The organism is Kitasatospora sp. McL0602, from assembly GCF_052076145.1.
Lineage (GTDB): Bacteria > Actinomycetota > Actinomycetes > Streptomycetales > Streptomycetaceae > Kitasatospora.
On record NZ_CP197246.1, the window covers coordinates 4,899,364 to 4,920,032 of the forward strand.

Here is a 20,669-nt window from a genome sequence, read left to right on the forward strand (position 1 = left end):
CCTCGACGACTGCGGCCCACCCGCCGCGCGCCGCTGTGGCAGCTGCGCCGGGTGGTGCTCTCGCAGCATGGAGAGTCGCTGTCGCGCCAAGTCTTACCCGCTTTTCCGGTGTGACCTGAATCACCTCGCGGCGCGTCCGGTGCGGGGCCTGGTGAGACGCGTCCGCGGGGGCCCGCGGGGGCCGTGTCGGAAGCCGCGGGCGGGGGCGGGCCGGTAGGCTAGGCGGGTTGTCCGACCGTTGCCCGCCTGTGGGTCGGGGCCTCAGAAGTACCCCTGACCTGCGACAACCCCCCTCGGAGACCGTGAGTACTGCCCCCGCTTCCCCGATGGCTCCGCTGTTCTCGGATGCCGACCCGCACTCCGTCGTGCGTGCCTCCGCCGCACCCTCGCACCACCTCTCCCCGGCCTTCCCCGGCCGCGCCCCCTGGGGCACGGCGGGCAAGCTGCGAGCGTGGCAGCAGGGGGCCTTGGACAGGTACATCGAGAAGCAGCCCCGCGACTTCATGGCCGTCGCGACCCCGGGCGCAGGCAAGACCACCTTCGCGCTCACGCTCGCCTCGTACCTGCTGCACAACCACCTGGTGCAGCAGATCACGGTCGTCGCGCCGACCGAGCACCTGAAGAAGCAGTGGGCCGAGGCGGCCGCCCGGATAGGCATCCGGCTGGACCCGGCGTACTCGTCGGGCCCGCTGTCGAAGGACTACCACGGCATCGTCGTGACGTACGCGGGCGTGGGCGTGAACCCGATGCTGCACCGGAACCGGACCGAGGCCCGCAAGACCCTCGTCGTGATGGACGAGATCCACCACGCCGGAGACTCGAAGTCCTGGGGCGAGGCCTGCTTCGAGGCCTTCGAGCCGGCCGCCCGGCGGCTCGCGCTGACGGGTACGCCGTTCCGCTCGGACACCAACCCGATCCCGTTCGTCCAGTACGAGGCGGGCAGTGACGGCATCCGCAAGTCCGTCGCGGACTACACCTACGGCTACGGGCACGCGCTCGCCGACCACGTCGTCCGCCCGGTGATCTTCCTCAGCTACAGCGGCAACATGCGCTGGCGCACCAAGTCCGGCGACGAGCTGGAGGCCCGGCTCGGCGAGCCGATGACCAAGGACCTGATCGCCCAGGCCTGGCGCACCGCGCTGGCCCCGCAGGGCGAGTGGATCCCGAACGTGCTGCGGGCCGCCGACAAGCGGCTCACCGAGGTCCGCAAGGGCATCCCGGACGCCGGCGGCCTGGTCATCGCCACCGACCAGAACACCGCCCGCGCCTACGCCAAGATGATCCGCGAGATCACCGGCACCAAGGCGACGCTGGTGCTCTCCGACGAGGTCGAGGCCTCGCAGCGGATCTCCGACTTCTCCGCCAACGACGACCGCTGGATGGTCGCCGTCCGGATGGTGTCCGAGGGCGTCGACGTGCCCCGGCTGGCCGTCGGCGTGTACGCCACCTCGATCTCCACCCCGCTCTTCTTCGCGCAGGCCGTCGGCCGCTTCGTGCGAGCCCGCAAGCGCGGCGAGACGGCCTCCGTCTTCCTGCCCTCGGTGCCGATGCTGCTCGGCTTCGCCAACGAGATGGAGCTCCAGCGCGACCACGTGCTCGACCGGCCCAAGAAGGAGGGCGACGGGCTCTTCGACGAGGAGGACCGGCTGCTCGCCGAGGCCGAGCGGGCCAACGACGGGCCGGACGGCGCGGGCGGCGACGAGCTGAGCTACGAGGCGCTGGGCTCGGACGCGGTCTTCGACCGGGTGCTCTACAACGCCATGGAATTCGGCATGCAGGCGCACCCGGGCAGCGAGGAGGAGGACGACTACCTCGGCATCCCGGGCCTACTGGAGCCCGACCAGGTGCAGATGCTGCTGCAGAAGCGGCAGACCCGGCAGATCCAGCGCTCGAAGACCAAGCCCGCCGACCAGGCCGACCTGCTGGAACTGCCCGCCGAGCAGCGCCCGGTGGTGACCCATCAGGAGCTGCGCGAGCTGCGCAAGGAGCTGAACGCGCTGGTCGCCGCCTGGCACCACCGGACGAACCAGCCGCACGGCACCGTCCACAACGAGCTGCGGCGCCAGTGCGGCGGCCCGCTCACCGCCCAGGCGACGGCCAATCAGCTGAAGGCCCGGATCACCAAGATCCGCGAGTGGGCCAACAGCTGACCGCCCGGTCGGTTCGCTCCGTCAGTTCTCGCTGGCGGCGGCCTCCAGCCAGCCGGCCACGGCCCGCTCCAGGCCGCCGTCGGTGAACTCCTCGCCGAACGGCACCAGGAGGTCGGTGCGCAGCAGCACCTCGTGCAGCGCGCCGCGGGTGACCGAGAGGTGGGCCGAGCCGCCGGGGGCGTGCAGTTGGAGCTGCGCGTGGTCGGGGGAGTCGGGGTGCGGGCGGACGCGTACGTCGCCCTCCCCGGCGGGGGCGGACAGCCCGTCGAGCAGCAGCTCCCGGGAGACCGTCCAGGTGACCGGGGTGTCGCCCGGGAGGTGGAAGGTGAGGCCGAGCACGAGTGGGTCGGCCGTCCGGTACTCGACGTCGGCCCGGAGCTGGTAGCTCAGCCCTGGGCCGCCCTCCAGCTCCATCGCCAGCCGGGCTCGCACGCCGCTGTCGGAGAAGCTGTCGGCGAGATCGTCGCCGTGGTGCCCGAGTGGGTTTTCGTGGCCGTCGAAGTCTTCCGGCATGTCGGTGTATCGCATGGTGTCCCCCGTCGTGGCGCTCGTTGCGGTGTCGATGTCCCGTGTGCTGACTGTGTTCTGACCGTGTGAAATCTGTGGAGGCGCTGTCGCGCAGTGTCGCGCGTCCAGGATCTCGCCTGCGTCGCCCGATCACAACCGCCGTCGGTCGGGCCTGTGATTCGCCACTTAAGATGGAAGAAAACCAATCGTATGGCGGTGGACTCCAGGCCATGTCAAGTGATATGCGGGTAAAGGTTCTACAGGTGCGACGGGCCGTCAGGGTGGCGGTGCGGGATTCGCTCGGCTCCGTGAAGGCCTGGCAAGGGCTCGGGCTGACGCCCGCTCAGGCCGAGCGGCTGCGCGAGCAGGGGCGCCTGGAGGAGCGGGTCCGAGTAGCCCGGGACGTGCACGACACCGTCGCCCAGAGCCTCTCCGCGCTCACCCTGATGATCCGGGCGGCCGAGCACGCGCTCCCGGCGGAGGAGCGCCGGGTGCGGGAGCGGCTGGGCGCGGCGTACGAGACCGCGGTGCTCGGCCTCGGGCAGTCGCACGACCTGATCGGGGGGATCGCCGCCTCGCAGCTGCTGGAGGGCGGGCTCGCCCCGGCCCTGGAGCGGTTCGTCGGGCTGTCCGGGCGGCACCTGACCGCCCTGCGGCAGCTGCGGGAGGCCCGGCAGGGGGGAGTCGGCGGGTACGCGGCGGTGCCGGAGCTGCGGCTGCGGGTGGTCGGGGTGGCCCGGCGGCTGGCGCTGCCCGCCGAGAGCGCGGCGCTGCGGATGGTGCACGAGGCGGTGGCCAACGCCGTCAAGCACGCGGGTGCGGCGACGATCACGGTCGAACTCCGCCACCTCGCCGACCGGGTGCGGGTCGCCGTCCGGGACGACGGCGCGGGCATGGCGGCCCGGCCCGGCAGCCGCAGCGGTGGCGGCGGCGGGTCGGGGCTCGGGCTGGCCGGGATGGCGCAGCGGGTCGGCCGCTTCGGCGGGCGGATGCTGGTGGAGTCGCCGCCGGGCGGCGGGACGGTCGTCACGGTGGAGTTCCAGGGCTGAGACCTGTCCGGTTTGTCGGGACTGGCATACTGAGTCCCTGACCTGGGGGAGTGGGCATGACGGTTCGTGTGCTGGTGGTGGACGACCACCCGGCCATGCGGCTCGGGGTCAGGATGATGCTGGAGGACCAGCCCGATCTGCGGGTGGTCGGCGAGGCCGCCGGGGACGACGCGGCGCTGCGGCAGCTGGCCGAGGCCGCGCCGCAGGACCGGCCGGACGTGGTGCTGCTCGACCTCAACCTGGGTGCGGGGCTGTTCCAGGGGGCCGACCTCATCCGGGCGTTGGTCGACCGGGAGCGTCCACCCGCCGTGCTGGTGCTGAGTGCCTACAGCTCGGAGCAGGACGTCTTCGCGGCGATCGACGCCGGTGCGATGGGCTTCCTCGGCAAGGAGAGCGCCGCCGAGGAGCTGGTCTCGGCGGTACGTGCGGTGGCCAGGGGCGAGTCGGTGCTCGGCCCGGCGGCCGTCGGGCGGCTGCTGCGGCGGATGCGGGCGGGGGCCCCGGCGCTCTCCCGGCGCGAGGTCGAGGTGCTGCAGCTGCTCGCCGACGGGCTGTCGAACCGGCAGATATCGGCCCAGCTCTTCATCAGTGAGGCGACGGCGAAGAGCCACCTCACGAACATCTACACCAAGCTCGGCGTCGAGAGCCGGGGCGCGGCCGTCGCGGCGGCGTTGCGGGACGGGCTGCTGCGGGTCGGCTGACCCCACCGGGATTTCCACCGGTGTCCGCACTCCGGAATTTATTCGAACTGATGTTTGATGATGCCCCTCGAATATGGGTGTCTTGCCCCGGTTTGCGGAACGAACTTGCCATGATCGCGCCCGAATTTTGGACAACTACTTCCGCTGTGTGCCTCCCGTTCACTACCTTCTCCCCACGCTCTCTCGAACGACCACCCCCCGCTCCGAGACGGGCCTTCGCAGCCACCCCCCTGCGCGCCACCCCTGTCCCGGCCCCGGCATGCCCTGCCCCGGCCGCGACCGCCGCAGAAAGGAAACGCGCGTCGTGACTGCCGAGACCTCCCAGACGCTGGACCGCGGAGTGCGCGTCCTCAAACTCCTGGCCGACTCCGAACGCGGCCTGACCGTCACCGAGCTGGCCGCCCGGCTCGCCGTCAACCGCACCGTCGTCTACCGGCTGCTGGCCACCCTGGAGCAGCACGGTCTGGTCCGCCGCGACATCGGCGGCCGGGCCCGCGTCGGCCTCGGCGTGCTGAGACTGGCCCACCGGGTGCACCCGCTGCTGCGCGAGGCGGCCCTGCCGGCGCTGCGCAGCCTCGCCGAGGACCTGGGGGCGACGGCCCACCTGACGCTGGTCGACGGCGCCGAGGCGCTCGCCGTCGCGGTGGTCGAGCCGAGCTGGACGGACTTCCACGTCGCGTACCGGACGGGCCTGCGGCACCCCCTGGAGGAGAGCGCGGCGGGCCGGGCGATCCTGGAGGCGCGCGGCTTCCCCGGGCAGCGGCGGCCGGAGCAGGGCTTCGTCATCACCCGGGCGGAGGAGCAGTCCGGCGCGAGTGGCGCGGCGGCGGCGCTGATCGGCCTGAGCGGTATCGAGGGCAGCGTCGGTGTGGTGATGCTCAACGGGCTGGTGCCCGAGCGGGTCGGGCCCCGGGTGGTCGAGGCGGCGACGGAGGTCGCCGACGCCCTGCGCTGAACGCCTGCACCGAACCGCTGCGCTGAACACCTGCGGTCGGCCACCTGCGTAGAGTTCTCCGATGTGAAGCTGCCTGCTGCTACGACCTCTGCCCGTGCCCGGGTGCTCGCGCTCTGCGGAGTGGTGGTGGGGGCGCTGCTCGCGGTGGCGGCCTTCGTGCCGCTGCCGTACACCCTGACCTGGCCGGGGACGACGGCCGACGTGCTCGGCACGTACCAGGGCCGGGAGGTGCTGACCGTCACCGGGGCGCCGGCCCGGCAGACCCAGGGGCAGTTGCGGATGGTCACCATCTCGGCGACCAACCCGGGGGAGCGGGCCAGCCTGTGGACGGCGGTCGGCGCCTGGTGGAAGTCGGGCGAGGCCGTACTGCCCTCCGACGCGGTCTACCCGCAGACCGACCCGGCGAAGGCGCAGGAGGTGACGGCCGAGCAGATGACGCAGTCCCAGGACAGTGCGACCGTCGCCGCGCTGAACTACCTGCACCTCTCGCCGAGCCAGGTCAAGGTGACGGTCGACCTGGGGGACATCGGCGGCCCGAGCGCGGGCCAGCTGCTCGCGCTGGGGATCATCGACCGCCTCGCGGGGGACGGCCAGGGCGGTGACCTCTCCGGCGGCAAGGTGATCGCGGGCACCGGCACGATCGACGACAGCGGCGCCATCGGCGCTGTCGGCGGCGTGCCCTTGAAGACCCAGGCGGCGGCCCGGGACGGTGCGACGGTCTTCCTGGTGCCCCGGGGCGAGTGCTCGGACGCGAAGGTGAACACCCCCGCCGGGCTGCGGCTGATCCCGGTCACGACGCTCGCCGGCTCGGTCGACGCGCTCAGGGCGCTGAAGAGCGGCGGCCAGGTCCCGAGCTGCTGAAGCGGTCGGTCAGAGCCCGAACGCGGCCGCCGCGAAGTCCTCGCTCAGCCGGGTGCGGAGCTCGGAGGCGATCTGCGGTAAGCGGTGGGCCTGGCTCATCGGGACGGAGATCGACACCGCCGCCAGCCCGCTGCCCGCGACGATCGGCACGGCCGCCCCGGCGGTGCCGATCGCGTACTCCTCGTACTGCGTTATCGGCACCGCCCGGTGCGGCCCCTGCCGGGGCAGCAGGGGCAGTTCCGCCGGGTCGAGCAGGGTGTACGGGGTGAGCGGGACCATCGGGTGCCGGGCGAGGTGGGCCCGGCGTTCGTCGGCGGACAGCAGGGCCAGGAAGGTCTTCCCGGCCGAGTGGGCGTGCGCGCCGGACCGGAAGTCCGCCGGGTCGATCGTCGGTGCCCCGGGCGCGGCCAGCGCGGCCACCAACTCGACCTCACCCTGGTGGTAGCGCGAGAAGTAGACGGCGGCGGAGAGCTCGTAGGAGAGCCTCCGCAGCAGCCGGTCGAGCCGGCCGCGACCGGCCGTCGGACTCTCCTCCCGGGTGAGTCCGGCGACGGCGGGGCCGGTCAGGTAGTGCCCCTCGCGGCGCTCCAGGTAGCGGTCGTGCACGAGGGTGCGCAGCAGGTGGTAGGCCGTCCCGAGGGCGAGCCCGGTGTCCCTGGCGAGCTGCTTGGCGGTGGCGCCACGGGGGTAGCGGGCCACCGCCTCCAGCAGGCGCAGGGCGCGCTGGGCGGAGGCGATCAGGGTGGGGGCGTTGGCTGGTGTCTGGTGGCCGTGATCTTTACGTGCATACGTCATTGGCATATGCATACATCTCACTCCCCGGCTGCCTGCTCGACCAACGGCAACACCCGGTACGGCACCGGATTCTCCAGGGCGATCGCGGTCGAGGCCCGGACGATCCCGTCGAAGTCGACCACCCGGTCGAGCCGGCCGCGACCGGCCGTCGGACTCTCCTCCCGGGTGAGTCCGGCGACGGCGGGGCCGGTCAGGTAGTGCCCCTCGCGGCGCTCCAGGTAGCGGTCGTGCACGAGGGTGCGCAGCAGGTGGTAGGCCGTCCCGAGGGCGAGCCCGGTGTCCCTGGCGAGCTGCTTGGCGGTGGCGCCACGGGGGTAGCGGGCCACCGCCTCCAGCAGGCGCAGGGCGCGCTGGGCGGAGGCGATCAGGGTGGGGGCGTTGGCTGGTGTCTGGTGGCCGTGATCTTTACGTGCATACGTCATTGGCATATGCATACATCTCACTCCCCGGCTGCCTGCTCGACCAACGGCAACACCCGGTAGGGCACCGGATTCTCCAGGGCGATCGCGGTCGAGGCCCGGACGATCCCGTCGAAGTCGACCACCCGGTCGATCACCCGTTGCAGGTCGGCGTTGGAGCGGGCCACGATCCGGACCAGCATGTCGCCCTGCCCGGTGATGGTGTGCAGCTCCAACACCTCCGGCACGGAGGCCAGGTGAGTCCGCACGTCCGCGCCCTGCCCCTGCGAGATCTCCAGGGTGGCGAAGGCCGTCACCGGGTAGCCGAGCGCCGCCGGGTCGACCTGTGGGCCGAAGCCGCCGATCACCCCCCGGGCCTGGAGCCGGTCCAGCCTGGCCTGCACGGTGCCCCGGGCGACCTGGAGGCGGCGCGAGCACTCCAGCACGCCGATCCGCGGCTCGGCGCTCAGCAGTCTGATCAACTTGCCGTCGAGCGCGTCGATGGCGTCGTTGGGTGAGTGCACGGCGGCTCCGTCCGATGGGCAATCTGCACAGCTGGGACTGCCATTTTCCGGCCCGGCGGGGCAGCTTGCCCAGCAGGAATCGGAACAGTTGCGCATCGATGTGATGGGGGCCACGCTCCCTGCAGCACCCTGCGCCGCGCGCCCCCACGCCGTACGCAGGGTCCAACCGGGGAGGTTCTCTTGACCGACGTCTTCGCCGATCTCTTCACCGGGCCGCTCGCCACCCACCCCGGCGAGTCCGGCCCCCTCCCGGCCACCCGCACCGACGCCATGGTGTTCGCCGTCGCCGACGCCCGCCGCACCGCCCGCCACTACGTCACCACCCTGGCCCTGCGCTGCACCGCCTACTCGGGCCCCGAGACGGGCAACCCCGAGACCGTCAGCTACGTCCTGGAGTCCGGCGGGGTCCGCTTCGTCGTCACCTCGGTCGTCCAAGTGCTCGGTGAACACGGCCGCCTGATCGCCGATCACGTCGCCGCGCACGGCGACGCCGTCCTCGACCTCGCCGTCGAGGTGCCCGACGCCTACGCCGCGTACGACTACGCCGTCGACCGGGGCGCCGAGCCGGTCACCGAGCCGTACGAGATCGAGGACCGCTACGGCACCGTGGTGCTCGCGGTCATCGGCACCGCCGCCGGGCGGCACACCCTGGTCGAGCGGACCGCCTACCCGGGGCTCTACCTGCCGGGGTACGTGCCGCCGCCGCCCGGCGTGCTGGTCTGAGCGGCGCCCCTCAGCCGACTGCTCAGCCGACTGCGGTCTGCACGTCCGGCGGGTGGCCGTTCCAGGTGACGAAGACCGAGTTGGTGCTGCCGTCCTTGGAGAAGTCGAAGCGCATCCACTGGTCCTCCAGCCAGTACTGGAGCCGCCAGCCCGGATCCGGGGTCGCCGAGACCAGTTTCGCCACGTCCGGCTTCATGTCCAGCGCCACCCGGCCGCCCGGGACGAGGTAGCTGTGCACCGAGCCGGCCTGCGGGCTCGCCGGGCGGGTGGTGGCGGAGGCGCTGGTAGCGGAGGCCGTGGACGGGTGCGGGCTGGGCTTCGGGCCGGTCGGGCTCGGCGTCGCGGAGGTCGCACCCGGGCTCGGCCGGGTGGTGTCCCCGGACGGTAGCGACGCGGGCGGGGTGGTCGGGCGGCCCGCCGAGGGGAGTGGCAGCGGCAGCGGGTGGGCGGAGGAGGCGTCCGTCAGCACGGCGTGCACGCCCAGCCAGGACAGCAGCACCGCCGCCCCGGTGGCCGCCGCCCAGGCGCCGAGTTGTACCAGTCCGTTCCGCATCGCGTGCACATCCTGCCGTACTCCGGCGAGCAGCAGGTCAGTGACCCGGGAAATCGGCAGGAGGCTTGCACAATGGCCGTTCCTGACCCCGAGGTACAGACCAATTCGACCGGATGGCGTACCGTGCAGCCCCATGGCAACAGTGCTCGTGGTCGAGGACGACCCCTTCGTACGCTCCGCCCTCATCCGGCACCTCGCCGAATCCGGCCATGCCGTCCGCAGCGTCGGCACCGCGCTGGAAGCACTGCGCGAGGTCGCCCAGATCGGCTGCGACCTCGTCATCCTCGACCTCGGCCTGCCCGATCTGGACGGCAGCGAGGCGCTCAAGATGATCCGGGGCCTGACCAACGTCCCCGTCATCATCTCCACCGCCCGCGACGACGAGGCCGAGATCGTCCGGCTGCTCAACGACGGCGCCGACGACTACCTCGTCAAGCCCTTCTCCGTCGAACACCTGACGGCCCGGATGGCGGCCGTGCTGCGCCGCTTCGGCGGCGGCAGCGCGCCCGCGCCGCAGATCCTGCGGGTCGGCGGCCTGGCCGTCGACGTCCAGCGCCGCGAGGCCGTCCTCGACGGCCGCCCGCTCGACCTGACCCGCCGCGAGTTCGACCTGCTCACCTTCCTCGCCGCCCGGCCCGGCGTCGTCGTACCGCGCAAGGAGATCCTCGCCGAGGTCTGGCGCCAGACGTACGGGGGCGACCAGACCATCGACGTCCACCTGTCCTGGCTGCGCCGGAAGATGGGCGAGACCGCCTCCAAGCCGCGCTACCTGCACACCGTGCGCGGCGTCGGCGTCCGGCTGGAGGCGCCGCTGCCGGAGCAGGCTCCGCCGGGGGACGCGCGGCTGCCGGGTGACGGTCGGCTGCCGGGTGACGGTCGGACATGAGGCAGCGGCAGCCCCTGCGCTGGGCGATGGTCAAGGCGGCCGTCGCGGGCACCACGATGGTCGCGCTGGCCTTCCTGATACCGCTCGGCCTGATGGTCCAGCAGACCGCTCGGGACCGGGCCTTCACCGCCGCCGAGCGGCAGGCCGCCGCCCTCGGCCCGGCCCTCGCCATCACCACCGACCAGGACGCCATCGCCCGCGCGCTCGCCAGCACCGACGCCGGGGCCCGTGAGCGGATAGCCGTCCACCTGCCCTCGGACGCGCTCGTCGGTGACGCCCGCGCCGACGCCGCCTCCGTCGCCACCGCAGGCGGGCAGAACCGCTCCTTCACCGTGCACGCCCCCGGCGGCTTCGCCCTGCTCCAACCCGTCACCGTCGACGGCGGGCGGGTCGCCGTCGTCGAGGTGTACGTCCCCGAGGGCGACCTCACCCGGGGCGTCGGCACCGCCTGGCTGGTGCTCTCGCTCGTCGCCCTCGCACTGGTCGCCATCTCGGTGCTGGTCGCCGACCGGATGGGCGCCCGGATCGTCGCCTCCGCCCGCCGCCTGGCGGCTGCCGCCCGCTCGCTGGGCAACGGCAACCTCGCCGTCCGCGTCCCCGTCCACGGGCGGCAGGCCGACGGCGCCCCCGACGAGCTCCGCGAGGCCGCGTTCGCCTTCAACGCGATGGCCGACCGCGTCGTCCACCTGCTCGCCGCCGAACGGGAACTCGCCGCCGACCTCTCGCACCGCCTCCGGACCCCGCTCACCGTGCTGCGGCTCAACACCGCCTCGCTCGGGGACGGCGACGCCGCCGACGCCACCCGGCACGCCGTCGCCCAGCTGGAGCGCGAGGTCGACCAGATCATCCGCTCCGCCCGCCGGACGCCGGACGACACCCCGGTGGTCGCGGTCGGCTGCGACGCGGCAGAGGTCATCCGCGAGCGGGCCGGCTTCTGGTCCGCCCTCGCCGAGGACGAGAGCCGCCCCTGGCAGCTCGCCGGCGCGGAGGGCCCTGCCCCCGTCCCCGTCCAGCGCGGCGACCTCGCGGCAGCCGTCGACGCCCTGCTCGGCAACGTCTTCCGGCACACCGCCGTCGGCACCGCCTTCTCGGTCGACGTCCTCGCCACCGCCTCCTCGGTCATCGTCCTGGTCGGCGATGCCGGGCCGGGCTTCGCGGACCCTGCGGCGGCCCTGCGGCGAGGCGAGGGCCAGGGCGGCGAGGGCTCCACCGGGCTCGGCCTCGACATCGTCCGCAAACTCGCCGAGGCCACCGGCGGCGACCTCGCCCTCGGCCGCAGCGCCGTCCTCGGCGGCGCGGAACTCCGCCTCCGCCTCCAGACCCACCCCGACGGCGGCCCGACCCGCAGCCGCCGCAGGCTGCGGCGCACCAGCTGAACGCAGTGGGCCAGCCCCTGAGGTGGTTGCTGTGAGCTGTTCCTTAACGGGGGCCTAAGGGAGGTGTTCGGCTGGCTCAGGAGCCCCGTTGAGGGGCTGCTGTGGGTCTAGCGTCTGCCGGAGTCCAGTCACTCCGTGGAGGTAGTTGCGCTATGACGACCCAGCCCAGCCGACGAGCAGGACACCGCCGCCGCAGCCGTAAGGGCACCGTCCTCGGGGCGTCCGCACTCGCCGTGGCGGTCGCCGCCGGTGGCGTCTTCGCCCTGGCCTCCTCCGCGAGCGCCGCCTCGCTCGGCGCCGTCTACACGGCCACCAGCACCTGGCAGTCGGGCTACTCCGCGCAGTACCTGGTGACCAACACCGACTCCGGCCCGATCGATGACTGGACGCTCACCTTCGACCTGCCGACCGGTGCGAAGATCGACTCGCTCTGGAACGCCACCTTCACCGCCAGCGGCCAGCACATCACCGTCAAGCCTGCGGACTGGAGCAAGCGGATCGAGGCCGGCCGCTCGCTGGACGTCGGGTTCGTCGTCCAGGCGACCGGCGCCGCCCAGGCCGAGCCCGGCAACTGTCTGATCAACAACGTCTCCTGCAAGGCGGGCACCGGCCCGGCCCCGACCCCGTCCGGCCGCCCGACCACGGCGCCGACCCCGACGGCCTCCGCGTCCCCCTCGGCGTCCGCCAAGCCGTCGCAGACGCCGACCGTGAAGCCGACGCCGACAGTGACGCCGACGGTGACGCCGACCACTGCCCCGCCCGCTCCGGCGACCGGCTCGCACTTCGCCCCGTACGTCGACACCTCGCTCTACCCGGCGTACGACCTGGTCGGCACGGCCAAGGCGAGCGGAGTCAAGGACTTCAACCTGGCGTTCGTCGTCTCCGGTGGCGGCTGCACCCCGAAGTGGGGCGGGGTCAGCGACCTGGCGAGCGACGCCGTCGCCGCCCAGATCGGCGCCCTGCGCGCCGTCGGCGGTGACGTCCGGGTCTCCTTCGGCGGGGCCAACGGAAGTGAGCTGGCCACCGTCTGCTCCTCCTCCGCCGAGCTTGCGGCCGCGTACCAGAAGGCCGTCGACGCGTACGGTCTCACCAAGGTCGACTTCGACATCGAGGGCGGCGCGCTCGGCGACACCGCCGCCAACGGCCGCCGCGCCCAGGCGATCACGCAGCTCCAGCAGAACGCCGCCGCGAAGGGCCGCACGCTGGACGTCTCCTTCACCCTCCCCGCCCTGCCCAGCGGCCTGACCCAGGACGGCGTCAACCTCGTCGCGAACGCCAAGGCCGCCGGTGTCGCCGTCGGCGCGGTCAACATCATGGCGATGGACTTCGGCGACGGCGTCGCGCCGAACCCGAAGGGCCAGATGGGCAAGTACGCCATCGACGCGGCGACCGCGACGCAGGCCCAGGTCAAGAGCGTGCTGGGCCTCGGCGACAGCGCCGCCTGGGCGAAGGTCGCGGTGACCCCGATGATCGGCGTCAACGACGTCTCCACCGAGGTGTTCACCGTCGCCGACGCGACCCAGCTCGCCGACTTCGCCAGGACCAAGCACCTCGGCTGGCTCGCCATGTGGTCCGGCACCCGCGACAAGGCCTGCGACGGCGGCGCCAAGCCGTACGCGGACGCGACCTGCAGCAGCATCGCGCAGCAGCCGCTCGACTTCACGCGCGCATTCAGCAGCTACACCGGCTGAAACGCGCTGGGGGCCCGCGCCCCTTGTCGTCAACGCTCTCGTACGTGCACCCCGGGGCATCGCTGGGCTGAGCTCCGTCCGACGGTGTCAGGTAGTGTCGCTAGCTGGTCTACCGGCGGACGGAGCGGAACGTGACAGCGGCGCAAGCGCAGGTCGAGAAGGCCGGGAGTGCTGCCCGACTGGCGGAGCTCCCGGGGCAGGCGCTGCGGTCGGTGCGGGAGGCGCCACGGCGGGCGATGGTCGTCGCGGGGGCCGTCTCGCTGTTCTCGCTGGTCGCGTACGCGCTGGTGCGGCACTTCGTCGGCACCTCGATGGTCGACATGGTGGTCTACCGGGCCGAGGGCGCGGCCGTCGCGAACGGGAACGACCTGTACGCGCTGCGGGTCACCCAGTGGAACCTGCCCGCGACGTACCCGCCGTTCGCCGCGATGCTCTTCGTGCCGACCACCTGGCTGGGGGTCGGGGTGCTCCGGGTCGTCGTCACAGCGGGCAACCTGGGCCTGCTGGCGCTGCTGGCCCACCTCTCGTTCAGGCTGACCGGCTGGCCGCGCCGTGAGCTCAGGCCGGTCGGGGTGGTGCTGGTCACGGGCCTCGGCGTCTGGCTGGAGCCGGTCTTCACCACGCTGCGGTACGGGCAGATCAACCTCGTGCTGGCCTGCCTGATCCTCTGGGACCTGACCCGGCCGGACGGCCGCCGCAGCAAGGGCCTCGCGATCGGCATCGCCGCCGGCATCAAGCTCACCCCCGGCCTGTTCGCGGTCTACCTGCTGATCACCGGCCGTGTCCGGGCCGCCTTCGTGGCGGGCTTCACCTTCCTCGCGACCTTCGCCCTCGGGGCGGTCGTGCTGCCCGACGCGACCTGGGGCTTCTGGACGAAGTACCTCTACGACTCCGCCCGGGTCGGCAAGACCGAGATCGTCGACAACCAGTCGATCCGCGGTGCCTTCGCCCGGCTGCTGCACACCGCCGACCCGGGCACCCTGGCGACCGCGGGCTCCGCGCTCGTCGCCGTCGCCGGTCTGGCCACCGCCGTCTGGGCCCACCGCAGCGCCCGCTGGCTGCCCCGCGCCGAGGCCTGGGGCATCTGCTGCGCCGCTGTCACCGCCGTGCTGATCTCCCCGATCAGCTGGACCCACCACTGGGTGTGGTGCGTGCCGATGCTCGTCCTGCTCGCGGCCGAGGCCGCGCACGAGCGCTCCCGCCCGGCTCTCGTACGTCGACTCCGCTGGCGGCCCGTGTTCGCCGCCACGCTGCTCGCCTTCCTCTCGTTCGCGATGTGGATCGTGCCGCACAAGTGGCCGCTCGACCTGCACCTGCCCGCCGCCCACCAGCTCCCCGCCTCGGTCTACCCGGCGGTCGGCCTCTGCTTCCTGGCGCTGGCCGCCCTGCGCATCCGGTCGCGTCGACTCGCCGGTGGCGCACCACTCGTCCGGGTGCCGCAGCCGCGTACCGAGGCCACGTCGGACGACCTGGCGCGAGTCGGCAGCCGCTAGGGCCGGGCCCGGCCGGGCCTGGCTCGGCCTGGCCGCTCAGGCCAGCAACTCGGCGAGCGAGTGGTCGAGGTCGAGCGCGGCCAGCTCGGCGCCCGGCGGCACCAGGCGGTGGGCCCGCTCCAGCCAGGACGCCACGGCCGGGAGCGGCGCCTCCAGCAGCGCGTCCCCGGCCGGGGAGCTGAGCGCCATGCAGAGCACGCTGGTGCGCCCGGAGCGCGTCGGCCAGATCCGGACGTCCCCCTGGCCGCACGGCCGGAAGGTGCCCTCCACCAGCAGCTCCCGGGCGAACACCCAGGTCACCGGCGAGCCGCTGTCCAGGTGGAAGGTGATGTGCACGGCGAACGGGTCGTGGATGCCGTACGACAGCCGGGCCGGGACGGGGACGCTGCGCTCGGGCGACAGCACCAGATTCAGATCGAGTTCGTGCTCGACGACGCTCGTGGAGCTCTCCATGACCGGTTCCTCTCGGTCTCGCCGGGCCCGCCCTGCCGGGGCCCTTCGGAGAGGGAGAGTGCGGAGGCCGGTGGGTCTTACACGCCTTTTCGCGGACGTTCGCGGAGTTTCGCCGAAACCGGTGGCGATTCCCGATCTGCCACCCGTCGCACCAGCCAGGCACTACCCTTTGTGACTGCCCCGCGACTGTGCGCGAAAGCAGGAAAGAAGAACCACATGACGGAACGGCCCATCGTCGGCGGCGCGTCCACCGCCGTTGGCCCGACGCCGGGCTACTACCCCGACCCCTCCGTGCCCGGCTTCGTCCGCTACTGGGGAGGCGCCGCCTGGGTGCCCGGCACCAGCAGGCCGGCGCCGCGCGAGGGGGAGGTGCTGGAACCCCCGCGCTTCGCCGCCCGCCAGGCCGGGCCGGCGCCCGCCCGGTACATGCCGCCGCCGGTCGTCGCCCAGGCCGCCCCGGTGGTCGCCCAGGCTCCAGCTGCCCGCGTCGAGCCGGTGCAGGCCGCCGAGACCGGGCCGGTGTACTTCGACCAGACCTCGGCGGGGGCCTCCTTCACCTTCTCCACGGCTCCCGAGCCCGAGGCCGAGCCGATCGCGGCGGTGGAGCAGACCGTCGCGCACACGCCGACCGGTTGGCAGGTCGACCCGCGTGCGCAGCGCGGCCTGCTGGAGGCGGAGGACGCGCCGCGCTGGGTCTCCTGGGGCGCCACCCCGGACGCACCCGCCACCCCGGACGAGCCCGGGGCTGCGGCAGCCGTGCTTGTGCCTGTGCCTGTGCCTGTGCCCGAGCCGGTGGCCGCCGTCCTGCCCGCTGTTGTGCCCGCCGCCCTGACTGCCGTCCTGCCCGCTGTTGTGCCGACGCCTCCGGCGGTGCCCGCCGCGCTTCCGGCGCCCCGCCGGGCCGTGCCGGGCCCGGTGGCGGCCCGGCGGCCGGCGCAGCGTGCGGCGGCGGGGATGGGCCGGCGGCTCGCCGCCCGGCTGGTGGACGGTGCCGTGGTCTCGGTGGTCGCCGTGGGGGCGGGGGTGCCGCTGGTCTCGGCCGTGGCCGACCACGTGCAGCTGAAGCTGGAGCAGGCCCGGTCGTCGGCGGAGCTGACGGGGCGCGGGGTGCAGGTCTGGCTGGTGGACGGCGTGGTGCTCGGCAAGCTCGGGGTGCTGCTGGCCGTGCTGGTGCTGGTGGGGGTGGTGTACGAGGTGCTGCCGACGGCGCGGACGGGGCAGACCTTCGGCAAGCGGCTGGCCGGTGTCCGGGTGGTCGGCACCCGGGGTGACGGCACCGAGCCTCCGGCGCTCGGGCGTTCGGCGGTGCGCTGGCTGGTCGGGCAGTTCGCCGTCCTGCTGGTGGTCGGCGCGCTCTGGCCGTTCGCCGACCGTGGCCTGCGGCGGGGCTGGCAGGACCGGATGGCGCGGACCCGGGTGGTCCGGGCCTGAGAGTCGGTCAAAACGGACTAAATATCCCAGACTTGTACAATTAATGATGTTCTACTCGGTGCATGAGCACCTATGACCCCTCGGGCAACGAGCCGGACGGGGGCGGCAAGCCCTCCTTCGAGAAGCAGCCTCCACCGGCGGGCGGGCCCTCGAACGGGCCGTCGGGCACCCCGTCCGACCCGCACGGCACGCCCCCGCCTCCGCCGCCGGGCAGCCCGTACGAGACCCCCGGCGGGTATGGCGCTCCCTACGGCGCCCCGCCCCCCGCGTACGGCACGCCCTACCAGCAGCCCGGCGCCCCGTACACGGCCGGGCCCGGCCCGGTGCCCGGGATGCCGCCGATCGGCAGCTGGCTGAACCGGATCGTCGCGCGCGTGATCGACTTCGTGCTCGTGCAGGCGATCGCGACCTTGATCGTGCTGCCCTTCGTCAGCCTCGGCAGCCAGAACGGCTGGGTCGGCGCGGCCTGGCTCGGCTACGGCCTCTACCTGGTCTACGAGGGCCTGATGCTGAGCCGGGACGGGCAGACCATCGGCAAGAAGGTCATGAAGGTGCGGGTCGCGATGCTGGTCGACGGCAGCGCGCCGGCCGGCTCGGCGGCCTGGACGCGGGCGGCGACCTTCGTCGTCCCCGCGCTGCTCTGCTGCGGCGCTCTGTGGTGGCCGGTCGACGGCCTGTTCGGGGTCTTCGACAAGCCGTACCGCCAGTGCATCCACGACAAGGCGGCGAAGACCGTGGTGGTGTCGACCGATCTCTGACCCCAGCCGTACGCCCGTCAGAGCTGGCGGGCGTACTCCGGCCGGGCCGGTGCGGGGGCGGCCGGCGCAGCGGCGGGGGCCGACGGCCTCCGGTGGGCGGCGGCCATCTGCAGCGCGGTGGCGAGCGTGCCGAGCGCCAGGGCGAAGGCGACCAGGACGGCGATCTGGAGCACCCCCGTCGCGCCCGAGACGGCGAGCAGCGCCACGGCGGCGGCGACGACGGTCAACGTACCGGTGCACAGCTGGGCGATGGTGGGGCGCGGCATGGCGGTCCGTCCTTCGCACGAGGGTCGGTGTCGTAACCGAAGGTCTACCCAGGAAGGCAGCCCGGTAAGTACAGCCTAACCCGGTGGCGGCGGGGCACGGGGGGCGCACAGGCTCACTTCCCGGGTGCGGGCCGCCACCTGACGGTCGGTACGGTGGGCGGACCGTACTTCTCCGGGGGAGCGAGCCGTGCCCGTGCCTGACAACTGGCCCACCGCTGACAGCTGGCCCACCACCGACGACTGGCCGACCACCGAGGCCGCCGCCGTCGCCGAGCAGGAGCGCCTGCGGCCCCTCGTCGAGCCGTACGGCCCGGTGCCGGGCGAGGGCGCCGTGGTGGCCGGCGTCGACGTTGCGTACGACGACGAGCGCGATCTGGTGGTCGCGGCCGCCGTGCTGCTCGATCTCCGCACCCGGGAGCTGGTCGAGGAGACCACCGCCGTCGGCCGGATCAGCTTCCCGTACGTCCCCGGGCTGCTCGCGTTCCGCGAACTCCCCACCGTGCTCGACGCCCTGGCCGCGCTGAGCCGCAGGCCGGATCTGGTGGTCTGCGACGGCTACGGCCTCGCGCACCCCCGGCGGCTCGGGCTCGCCAGTCACCTCGGCGTGCTGACGGGCCTGCCGACGCTCGGCGTCGCCAAGACCCCGTTCACCTTCACGTACGAGCAGCCCGGGGCCGAACGCGGCTGCACCGCCCCGCTGTCGGACGCCGTCACGGGCGAGGAGGTCGGCCGGGCGGTGCGGACCAGGGCGGGGGTGAAGCCGGTCTTCGTCTCGGTCGGGCACCGCATCGGTCTTGCGGAGGCTGTGGAGGTGACGTTGCAGTTGGCTCACGGCTTCCGCCAGCCGGAGACCACCCGGCGGGCCGATTCGCTCTGCCGCTGGGCCCTTGACCAGGCACTGGGTGAGGTTCCGTCAACCGGACGCGGGTAGAACAGGGGTACGGGACTGCACTCGGGGGCACCCGGGGGTGTCCACGCGGGCAGACGCATGTGTTAGACATGTGGGTTAGAGCTGTTCGGGCGAGTTGATGCACGGCAGACCAGAACTACGGGGGCATGAAGTCGTGAGTACGGGGAGCGGGTCGAGCGGCGGCTCGGGCGCCGGGTACCGCGTCGAGGTCGACAGTCTGCGGGCATTCGCCACGCAGGTACGGAGACTGCTCGACGAGTTCCAGGCGAATGCGGACGGGAGCAAGGCGCACATCCAGAGTGGGATCGGGCGCTCGGCCTTCGGCACCTTCGCCGAGGCGCAGGAGCTGCACGACAGGTACGAGGTGATGCGGGACGGCCTGCGGGACGTCCTGAACGCGCTGCACGAGGCGATCGACGAGGCCCAGCGGAAGGCCGACCTCACTGCGACCAACTACGAGGAGCAGGAGCACGAGACCACCCACCATCTCAAGGTCGCAGGTGACGGCTGGTCCGTGGGCAGTCCGCTGCCGCCGGTCACCACCCGGGTCAGCTACGCCGCTGCTCCCAGGCCGCCCGGCATCGTGACCGGCCCCGTCCCCACGCCGGGCCCCCCGACCGGCAGTTCGCCGGTCGGCGGCGGCGATCCGCACGAGACGTGGTGACCCCGGACATGCCGACTTCCGACACGGCGACCCCTGATACGGCGACGGGAGGCGTCCGCCCATGAGCGGCTTCACGAACTTCAACGGCTACAGCCACGGCGACCTGCGCAACATGGTCCAGGGGATGGACTCCGGCGGCGTGATGTCGGCCGGTGACCCCTGGCGCCGGGCTGCCGACACGCTGAAGCAGATCCGCACCACCCTCGACTCGGCCTCCGGCGACGCCACGTCGACCTGGGAGGGCTCCAGCAGCGACGCCTTCTACGCGAAGATGACCAAGCTCGCCACCAGCGTCAACAACATCGCCGCTTACGCGAACGACGCCGCCATCACCATGTCGATGATGTCGGAGGCGATCGACCAGGCCAAGCGCGAGATGCCCGAGGAGCCGGACTTCTGGGACAAGGTCGGTGACGCGGTCGGCGACACCGCGCAGTCGGCCGTGGGCGTCGACAACGAGAACACCCGCACGACCGTCACCGACGAGCGCAAGGCCAAGGCCGTCGCGGTGATGCAGACGCTCGCCACCAAGTACCGCTCGGCGACCTCGTACCTGAAGCCGCCGCCGTTCGGCGGGCAGGTCGACGACGTCACCGACATCCCGGCGCCGGGGGAGCCCTCCGGGGCGACGGCCATCGGTGCGCTGATCATGGGCGGCGGGATGGGCCTGGCCGGTGGCTCGCAGTCCCGGCAGTCGGGCACCACGATGCAGCGGATGGCGACCGAACCGGAGCGGTCGGCGCAGTCGCCGAAGTCTCCGCAGTCGGCGAAGTACTCCACCTCGGCGACCACCGACCCGGACATCAAGGGCGGCTTGGCGAACCCGGTGCCGAAGCCGCTCGCCCCGGGCAAGTCCGGCCCGGGGACGGGGCTCGACGGCGTGGTGCTCGGCACCAGGCCGCCCGGTGGCGGGCTCGGCCCGGTGACGGGCGGCACCGGCGGCGGTTCGGGCGGGCCCGGCAGCGAGAGCTGGCTCAGTGGCGGTGGCCAGGGCGGCGGGACGTTCGGGGCCGGTGGCGGCCGGGACGGCAGCGTCTCCGGCGGCACGGCCCGGCTCGGCGGCGGCGCAGGCCGTGGCGGCGCCACCTTCGGCTCGGGCGGGCTGGAGGGCGGCGAGGGCAGCACGGGCGCCGGCCGGGCCGGTCGGTCCGGCTCCGGGCGCGCGGGCACCGCGATCGGCGGCAGCGGCGAGGGTTCGAGCCGTCGCAGCTTCACCGAGGGCGGGTCCGGCCTCGGCCGGGGCCGTGGGCAGGCCGGGCAGGGCGCCGACGGCCACGGGGCCGGCGGCAAGGGCCAGGGCAAGGGCCAAGCCGAGGGCGGGCCCGGCGGCGCGAAGGGCCGGAAGAAGGAGAAGAAGGCCGACAAGGCGCGTCCCGGCTACCTGGTCGAGGACCAGGAGACCTGGGAGTCGGGCCGGGAGGCCAACCCCGACGTGGTGGAATGACGCGCTGTCCGTAGGGCAGTTCGAACTGATGGGGCGGCCGGTCGTGCACCGGCCGCCCCCTTCGACGATGAGGTGACGAGG

At 73.2% G+C, this 20,669-nt stretch carries 22 protein-coding genes; 15 read left to right on the forward strand and 7 right to left on the reverse strand.

Going from position 1 to position 20,669, the window contains the following annotated elements; genetic code table 11:
* The first annotated feature begins 326 nt into the window (after nt 1-326).
* Nucleotides 327-2,150 carry a DEAD/DEAH box helicase gene (locus ACR68M_RS22395; RefSeq protein ID WP_441245888.1) on the forward strand — a complete coding sequence of 608 codons (1,824 nt, stop codon included), beginning with the start codon at nt 327-329 and terminating at the stop codon, nt 2,148-2,150.
* A 21-nt stretch (nt 2,151-2,171) separates the two neighbouring features.
* Here the strand turns inward: ACR68M_RS22395 and ACR68M_RS22400 are convergent, their stop codons facing one another.
* The gene (locus tag ACR68M_RS22400; RefSeq protein ID WP_441245889.1) at nt 2,172-2,678 is read right to left on the reverse strand and encodes an SsgA family sporulation/cell division regulator; all 507 of its coding nucleotides are present in this window, start codon (nt 2,676-2,678) and stop codon (nt 2,172-2,174) included.
* 242 nt (nt 2,679-2,920) lie between these two features.
* Here ACR68M_RS22400 and ACR68M_RS22405 point away from each other — a divergent pair, with 242 nt between their 5' ends.
* The 4 genes from ACR68M_RS22405 to ACR68M_RS22420 all read left to right on the forward strand — a co-directional run bounded on the left by ACR68M_RS22405 (nt 2,921) and on the right by ACR68M_RS22420 (nt 6,223).
* Nucleotides 2,921-3,706 (forward strand): sensor histidine kinase, encoded by a 786-nt coding sequence (locus tag ACR68M_RS22405; protein WP_441245890.1) that lies wholly within the window; start codon nt 2,921-2,923, stop codon nt 3,704-3,706.
* Nucleotides 3,707-3,762: 56 nt separating this feature from the next.
* Nucleotides 3,763-4,407, forward strand: a complete 645-nt coding sequence (locus ACR68M_RS22410) for a response regulator (protein WP_441245891.1) — start codon at nt 3,763-3,765, stop codon at nt 4,405-4,407.
* A gap of 304 nt (nt 4,408-4,711) precedes the next feature.
* Nucleotides 4,712-5,362 carry an IclR family transcriptional regulator gene (locus ACR68M_RS22415; protein WP_441245892.1) on the forward strand — a complete coding sequence of 217 codons (651 nt, stop codon included), beginning with the start codon at nt 4,712-4,714 and terminating at the stop codon, nt 5,360-5,362.
* Nucleotides 5,363-5,431: 69 nt separating this feature from the next.
* On the forward strand, nt 5,432-6,223 hold the full coding sequence (locus tag ACR68M_RS22420; protein WP_441251684.1) for a hypothetical protein: 792 nt from the start codon (nt 5,432-5,434) through the stop codon (nt 6,221-6,223).
* Nucleotides 6,224-6,232: 9 nt separating this feature from the next.
* Here the strand turns inward: ACR68M_RS22420 and ACR68M_RS22425 are convergent, their stop codons facing one another.
* The 3 genes from ACR68M_RS22425 to ACR68M_RS22435 are packed head-to-tail and all read right to left on the reverse strand — an operon-like array spanning nt 6,233 to nt 7,940.
* Complete coding sequence (locus ACR68M_RS22425) at nt 6,233-7,018, reverse strand: IclR family transcriptional regulator (RefSeq protein WP_441245893.1); 786 nt, start codon at nt 7,016-7,018, stop codon at nt 6,233-6,235.
* Nucleotides 7,019-7,035: 17 nt separating this feature from the next.
* On the reverse strand, nt 7,036-7,440 hold the full coding sequence (locus tag ACR68M_RS22430) for a helix-turn-helix domain-containing protein (RefSeq protein WP_441245894.1): 405 nt from the start codon (nt 7,438-7,440) through the stop codon (nt 7,036-7,038).
* Nucleotides 7,441-7,457: 17 nt separating this feature from the next.
* Nucleotides 7,458-7,940, reverse strand: coding sequence for an Lrp/AsnC family transcriptional regulator (locus ACR68M_RS22435; protein WP_441245895.1), 483 nt, complete (start codon nt 7,938-7,940; stop codon nt 7,458-7,460).
* Between the two features lie 180 nt (nt 7,941-8,120).
* Between ACR68M_RS22435 and ACR68M_RS22440 the strand changes: the two genes are divergently transcribed.
* Nucleotides 8,121-8,663: a VOC family protein gene (locus ACR68M_RS22440; RefSeq protein ID WP_441245896.1), complete on the forward strand. Its 543-nt coding sequence runs from the start codon at nt 8,121-8,123 to the stop codon at nt 8,661-8,663.
* A 22-nt stretch (nt 8,664-8,685) separates the two neighbouring features.
* Here ACR68M_RS22440 and ACR68M_RS22445 read toward each other — a convergent pair whose 3' ends face one another.
* Complete coding sequence (locus ACR68M_RS22445) at nt 8,686-9,216, reverse strand: hypothetical protein (protein WP_441245897.1); 531 nt, start codon at nt 9,214-9,216, stop codon at nt 8,686-8,688.
* Between the two features lie 133 nt (nt 9,217-9,349).
* Here ACR68M_RS22445 and ACR68M_RS22450 point away from each other — a divergent pair, with 133 nt between their 5' ends.
* The 4 genes from ACR68M_RS22450 (at nt 9,350) to ACR68M_RS22465 (ending at nt 14,662) form a co-directional block, all read left to right on the forward strand.
* Entirely contained in the window at nt 9,350-10,102 is a 753-nt protein-coding gene (locus tag ACR68M_RS22450) for a response regulator transcription factor (protein WP_441245898.1), read from the forward strand.
* Between the two features lie 14 nt (nt 10,103-10,116).
* A complete protein-coding gene (locus ACR68M_RS22455) occupies nt 10,117-11,478 on the forward strand; it encodes a HAMP domain-containing sensor histidine kinase (RefSeq protein ID WP_441251685.1) in 1,362 nt (453 codons plus the stop codon).
* A gap of 152 nt (nt 11,479-11,630) precedes the next feature.
* Nucleotides 11,631-13,169, forward strand: coding sequence for a glycoside hydrolase family 18 protein (locus ACR68M_RS22460; protein ID WP_441245899.1), 1,539 nt, complete (start codon nt 11,631-11,633; stop codon nt 13,167-13,169).
* A gap of 131 nt (nt 13,170-13,300) precedes the next feature.
* Nucleotides 13,301-14,662, forward strand: coding sequence for a glycosyltransferase 87 family protein (locus ACR68M_RS22465; RefSeq protein WP_441245900.1), 1,362 nt, complete (start codon nt 13,301-13,303; stop codon nt 14,660-14,662).
* Nucleotides 14,663-14,698: 36 nt separating this feature from the next.
* Here ACR68M_RS22465 and ACR68M_RS22470 read toward each other — a convergent pair whose 3' ends face one another.
* Entirely contained in the window at nt 14,699-15,115 is a 417-nt protein-coding gene (locus tag ACR68M_RS22470; protein ID WP_441245901.1) for an SsgA family sporulation/cell division regulator, read from the reverse strand.
* A 216-nt stretch (nt 15,116-15,331) separates the two neighbouring features.
* On the opposite strand from ACR68M_RS22470, the gene ACR68M_RS22475 reads away from it, so the two are divergent.
* The gene (locus tag ACR68M_RS22475) at nt 15,332-16,546 is read left to right on the forward strand and encodes an RDD family protein (protein WP_441245902.1); all 1,215 of its coding nucleotides are present in this window, start codon (nt 15,332-15,334) and stop codon (nt 16,544-16,546) included.
* A gap of 62 nt (nt 16,547-16,608) precedes the next feature.
* The gene (locus tag ACR68M_RS22480) at nt 16,609-17,304 is read left to right on the forward strand and encodes an RDD family protein (RefSeq protein ID WP_441245903.1); all 696 of its coding nucleotides are present in this window, start codon (nt 16,609-16,611) and stop codon (nt 17,302-17,304) included.
* A gap of 17 nt (nt 17,305-17,321) precedes the next feature.
* On the opposite strand, the gene ACR68M_RS22485 is transcribed toward ACR68M_RS22480, so the two are convergent.
* The gene (locus ACR68M_RS22485) at nt 17,322-17,570 is read right to left on the reverse strand and encodes a hypothetical protein (protein WP_441245904.1); all 249 of its coding nucleotides are present in this window, start codon (nt 17,568-17,570) and stop codon (nt 17,322-17,324) included.
* Nucleotides 17,571-17,757: 187 nt separating this feature from the next.
* Here ACR68M_RS22485 and ACR68M_RS22490 point away from each other — a divergent pair, with 187 nt between their 5' ends.
* The 3 genes from ACR68M_RS22490 (at nt 17,758) to ACR68M_RS22500 (ending at nt 20,588) form a co-directional block, all read left to right on the forward strand.
* The gene (locus tag ACR68M_RS22490) at nt 17,758-18,501 is read left to right on the forward strand and encodes an endonuclease V (RefSeq protein ID WP_441245905.1); all 744 of its coding nucleotides are present in this window, start codon (nt 17,758-17,760) and stop codon (nt 18,499-18,501) included.
* Nucleotides 18,502-18,634: 133 nt separating this feature from the next.
* On the forward strand, nt 18,635-19,144 hold the full coding sequence (locus ACR68M_RS22495; RefSeq protein WP_441245906.1) for a hypothetical protein: 510 nt from the start codon (nt 18,635-18,637) through the stop codon (nt 19,142-19,144).
* Between the two features lie 61 nt (nt 19,145-19,205).
* Complete coding sequence (locus ACR68M_RS22500; RefSeq protein ID WP_441245907.1) at nt 19,206-20,588, forward strand: WXG100 family type VII secretion target; 1,383 nt, start codon at nt 19,206-19,208, stop codon at nt 20,586-20,588.
* Nucleotides 20,589-20,669 lie beyond the last annotated feature (81 nt).

What these genes read in the sequence shown, in the direction of transcription:
- ACR68M_RS22395 (WP_441245888.1), top strand. Translation starts at nt 327, where the DNA reads ATGGCTCCGCTGTTCTCGGATGCCGACCCGCACTCCGTCGTGCGTGCC.
- ACR68M_RS22400 (WP_441245889.1), bottom strand. Translation starts at nt 2,678, where the DNA reads ATGCGATACACCGACATGCCGGAAGACTTCGACGGCCACGAAAACCCA.
- ACR68M_RS22410 (WP_441245891.1), top strand. Translation starts at nt 3,763, where the DNA reads ATGACGGTTCGTGTGCTGGTGGTGGACGACCACCCGGCCATGCGGCTC.
- ACR68M_RS22425 (WP_441245893.1), bottom strand. Translation starts at nt 7,018, where the DNA reads ATGACGTATGCACGTAAAGATCACGGCCACCAGACACCAGCCAACGCC.
- ACR68M_RS22430 (WP_441245894.1), bottom strand. Translation starts at nt 7,440, where the DNA reads ATGACGTATGCACGTAAAGATCACGGCCACCAGACACCAGCCAACGCC.
- ACR68M_RS22445 (WP_441245897.1), bottom strand. Translation starts at nt 9,216, where the DNA reads ATGCGGAACGGACTGGTACAACTCGGCGCCTGGGCGGCGGCCACCGGG.
- ACR68M_RS22450 (WP_441245898.1), top strand. Translation starts at nt 9,350, where the DNA reads ATGGCAACAGTGCTCGTGGTCGAGGACGACCCCTTCGTACGCTCCGCC.
- ACR68M_RS22460 (WP_441245899.1), top strand. Translation starts at nt 11,631, where the DNA reads ATGACGACCCAGCCCAGCCGACGAGCAGGACACCGCCGCCGCAGCCGT.
- ACR68M_RS22470 (WP_441245901.1), bottom strand. Translation starts at nt 15,115, where the DNA reads ATGGAGAGCTCCACGAGCGTCGTCGAGCACGAACTCGATCTGAATCTG.
- ACR68M_RS22475 (WP_441245902.1), top strand. Translation starts at nt 15,332, where the DNA reads ATGACGGAACGGCCCATCGTCGGCGGCGCGTCCACCGCCGTTGGCCCG.
- ACR68M_RS22480 (WP_441245903.1), top strand. Translation starts at nt 16,609, where the DNA reads ATGAGCACCTATGACCCCTCGGGCAACGAGCCGGACGGGGGCGGCAAG.
- ACR68M_RS22485 (WP_441245904.1), bottom strand. Translation starts at nt 17,570, where the DNA reads ATGCCGCGCCCCACCATCGCCCAGCTGTGCACCGGTACGTTGACCGTC.
- ACR68M_RS22500 (WP_441245907.1), top strand. Translation starts at nt 19,206, where the DNA reads ATGAGCGGCTTCACGAACTTCAACGGCTACAGCCACGGCGACCTGCGC.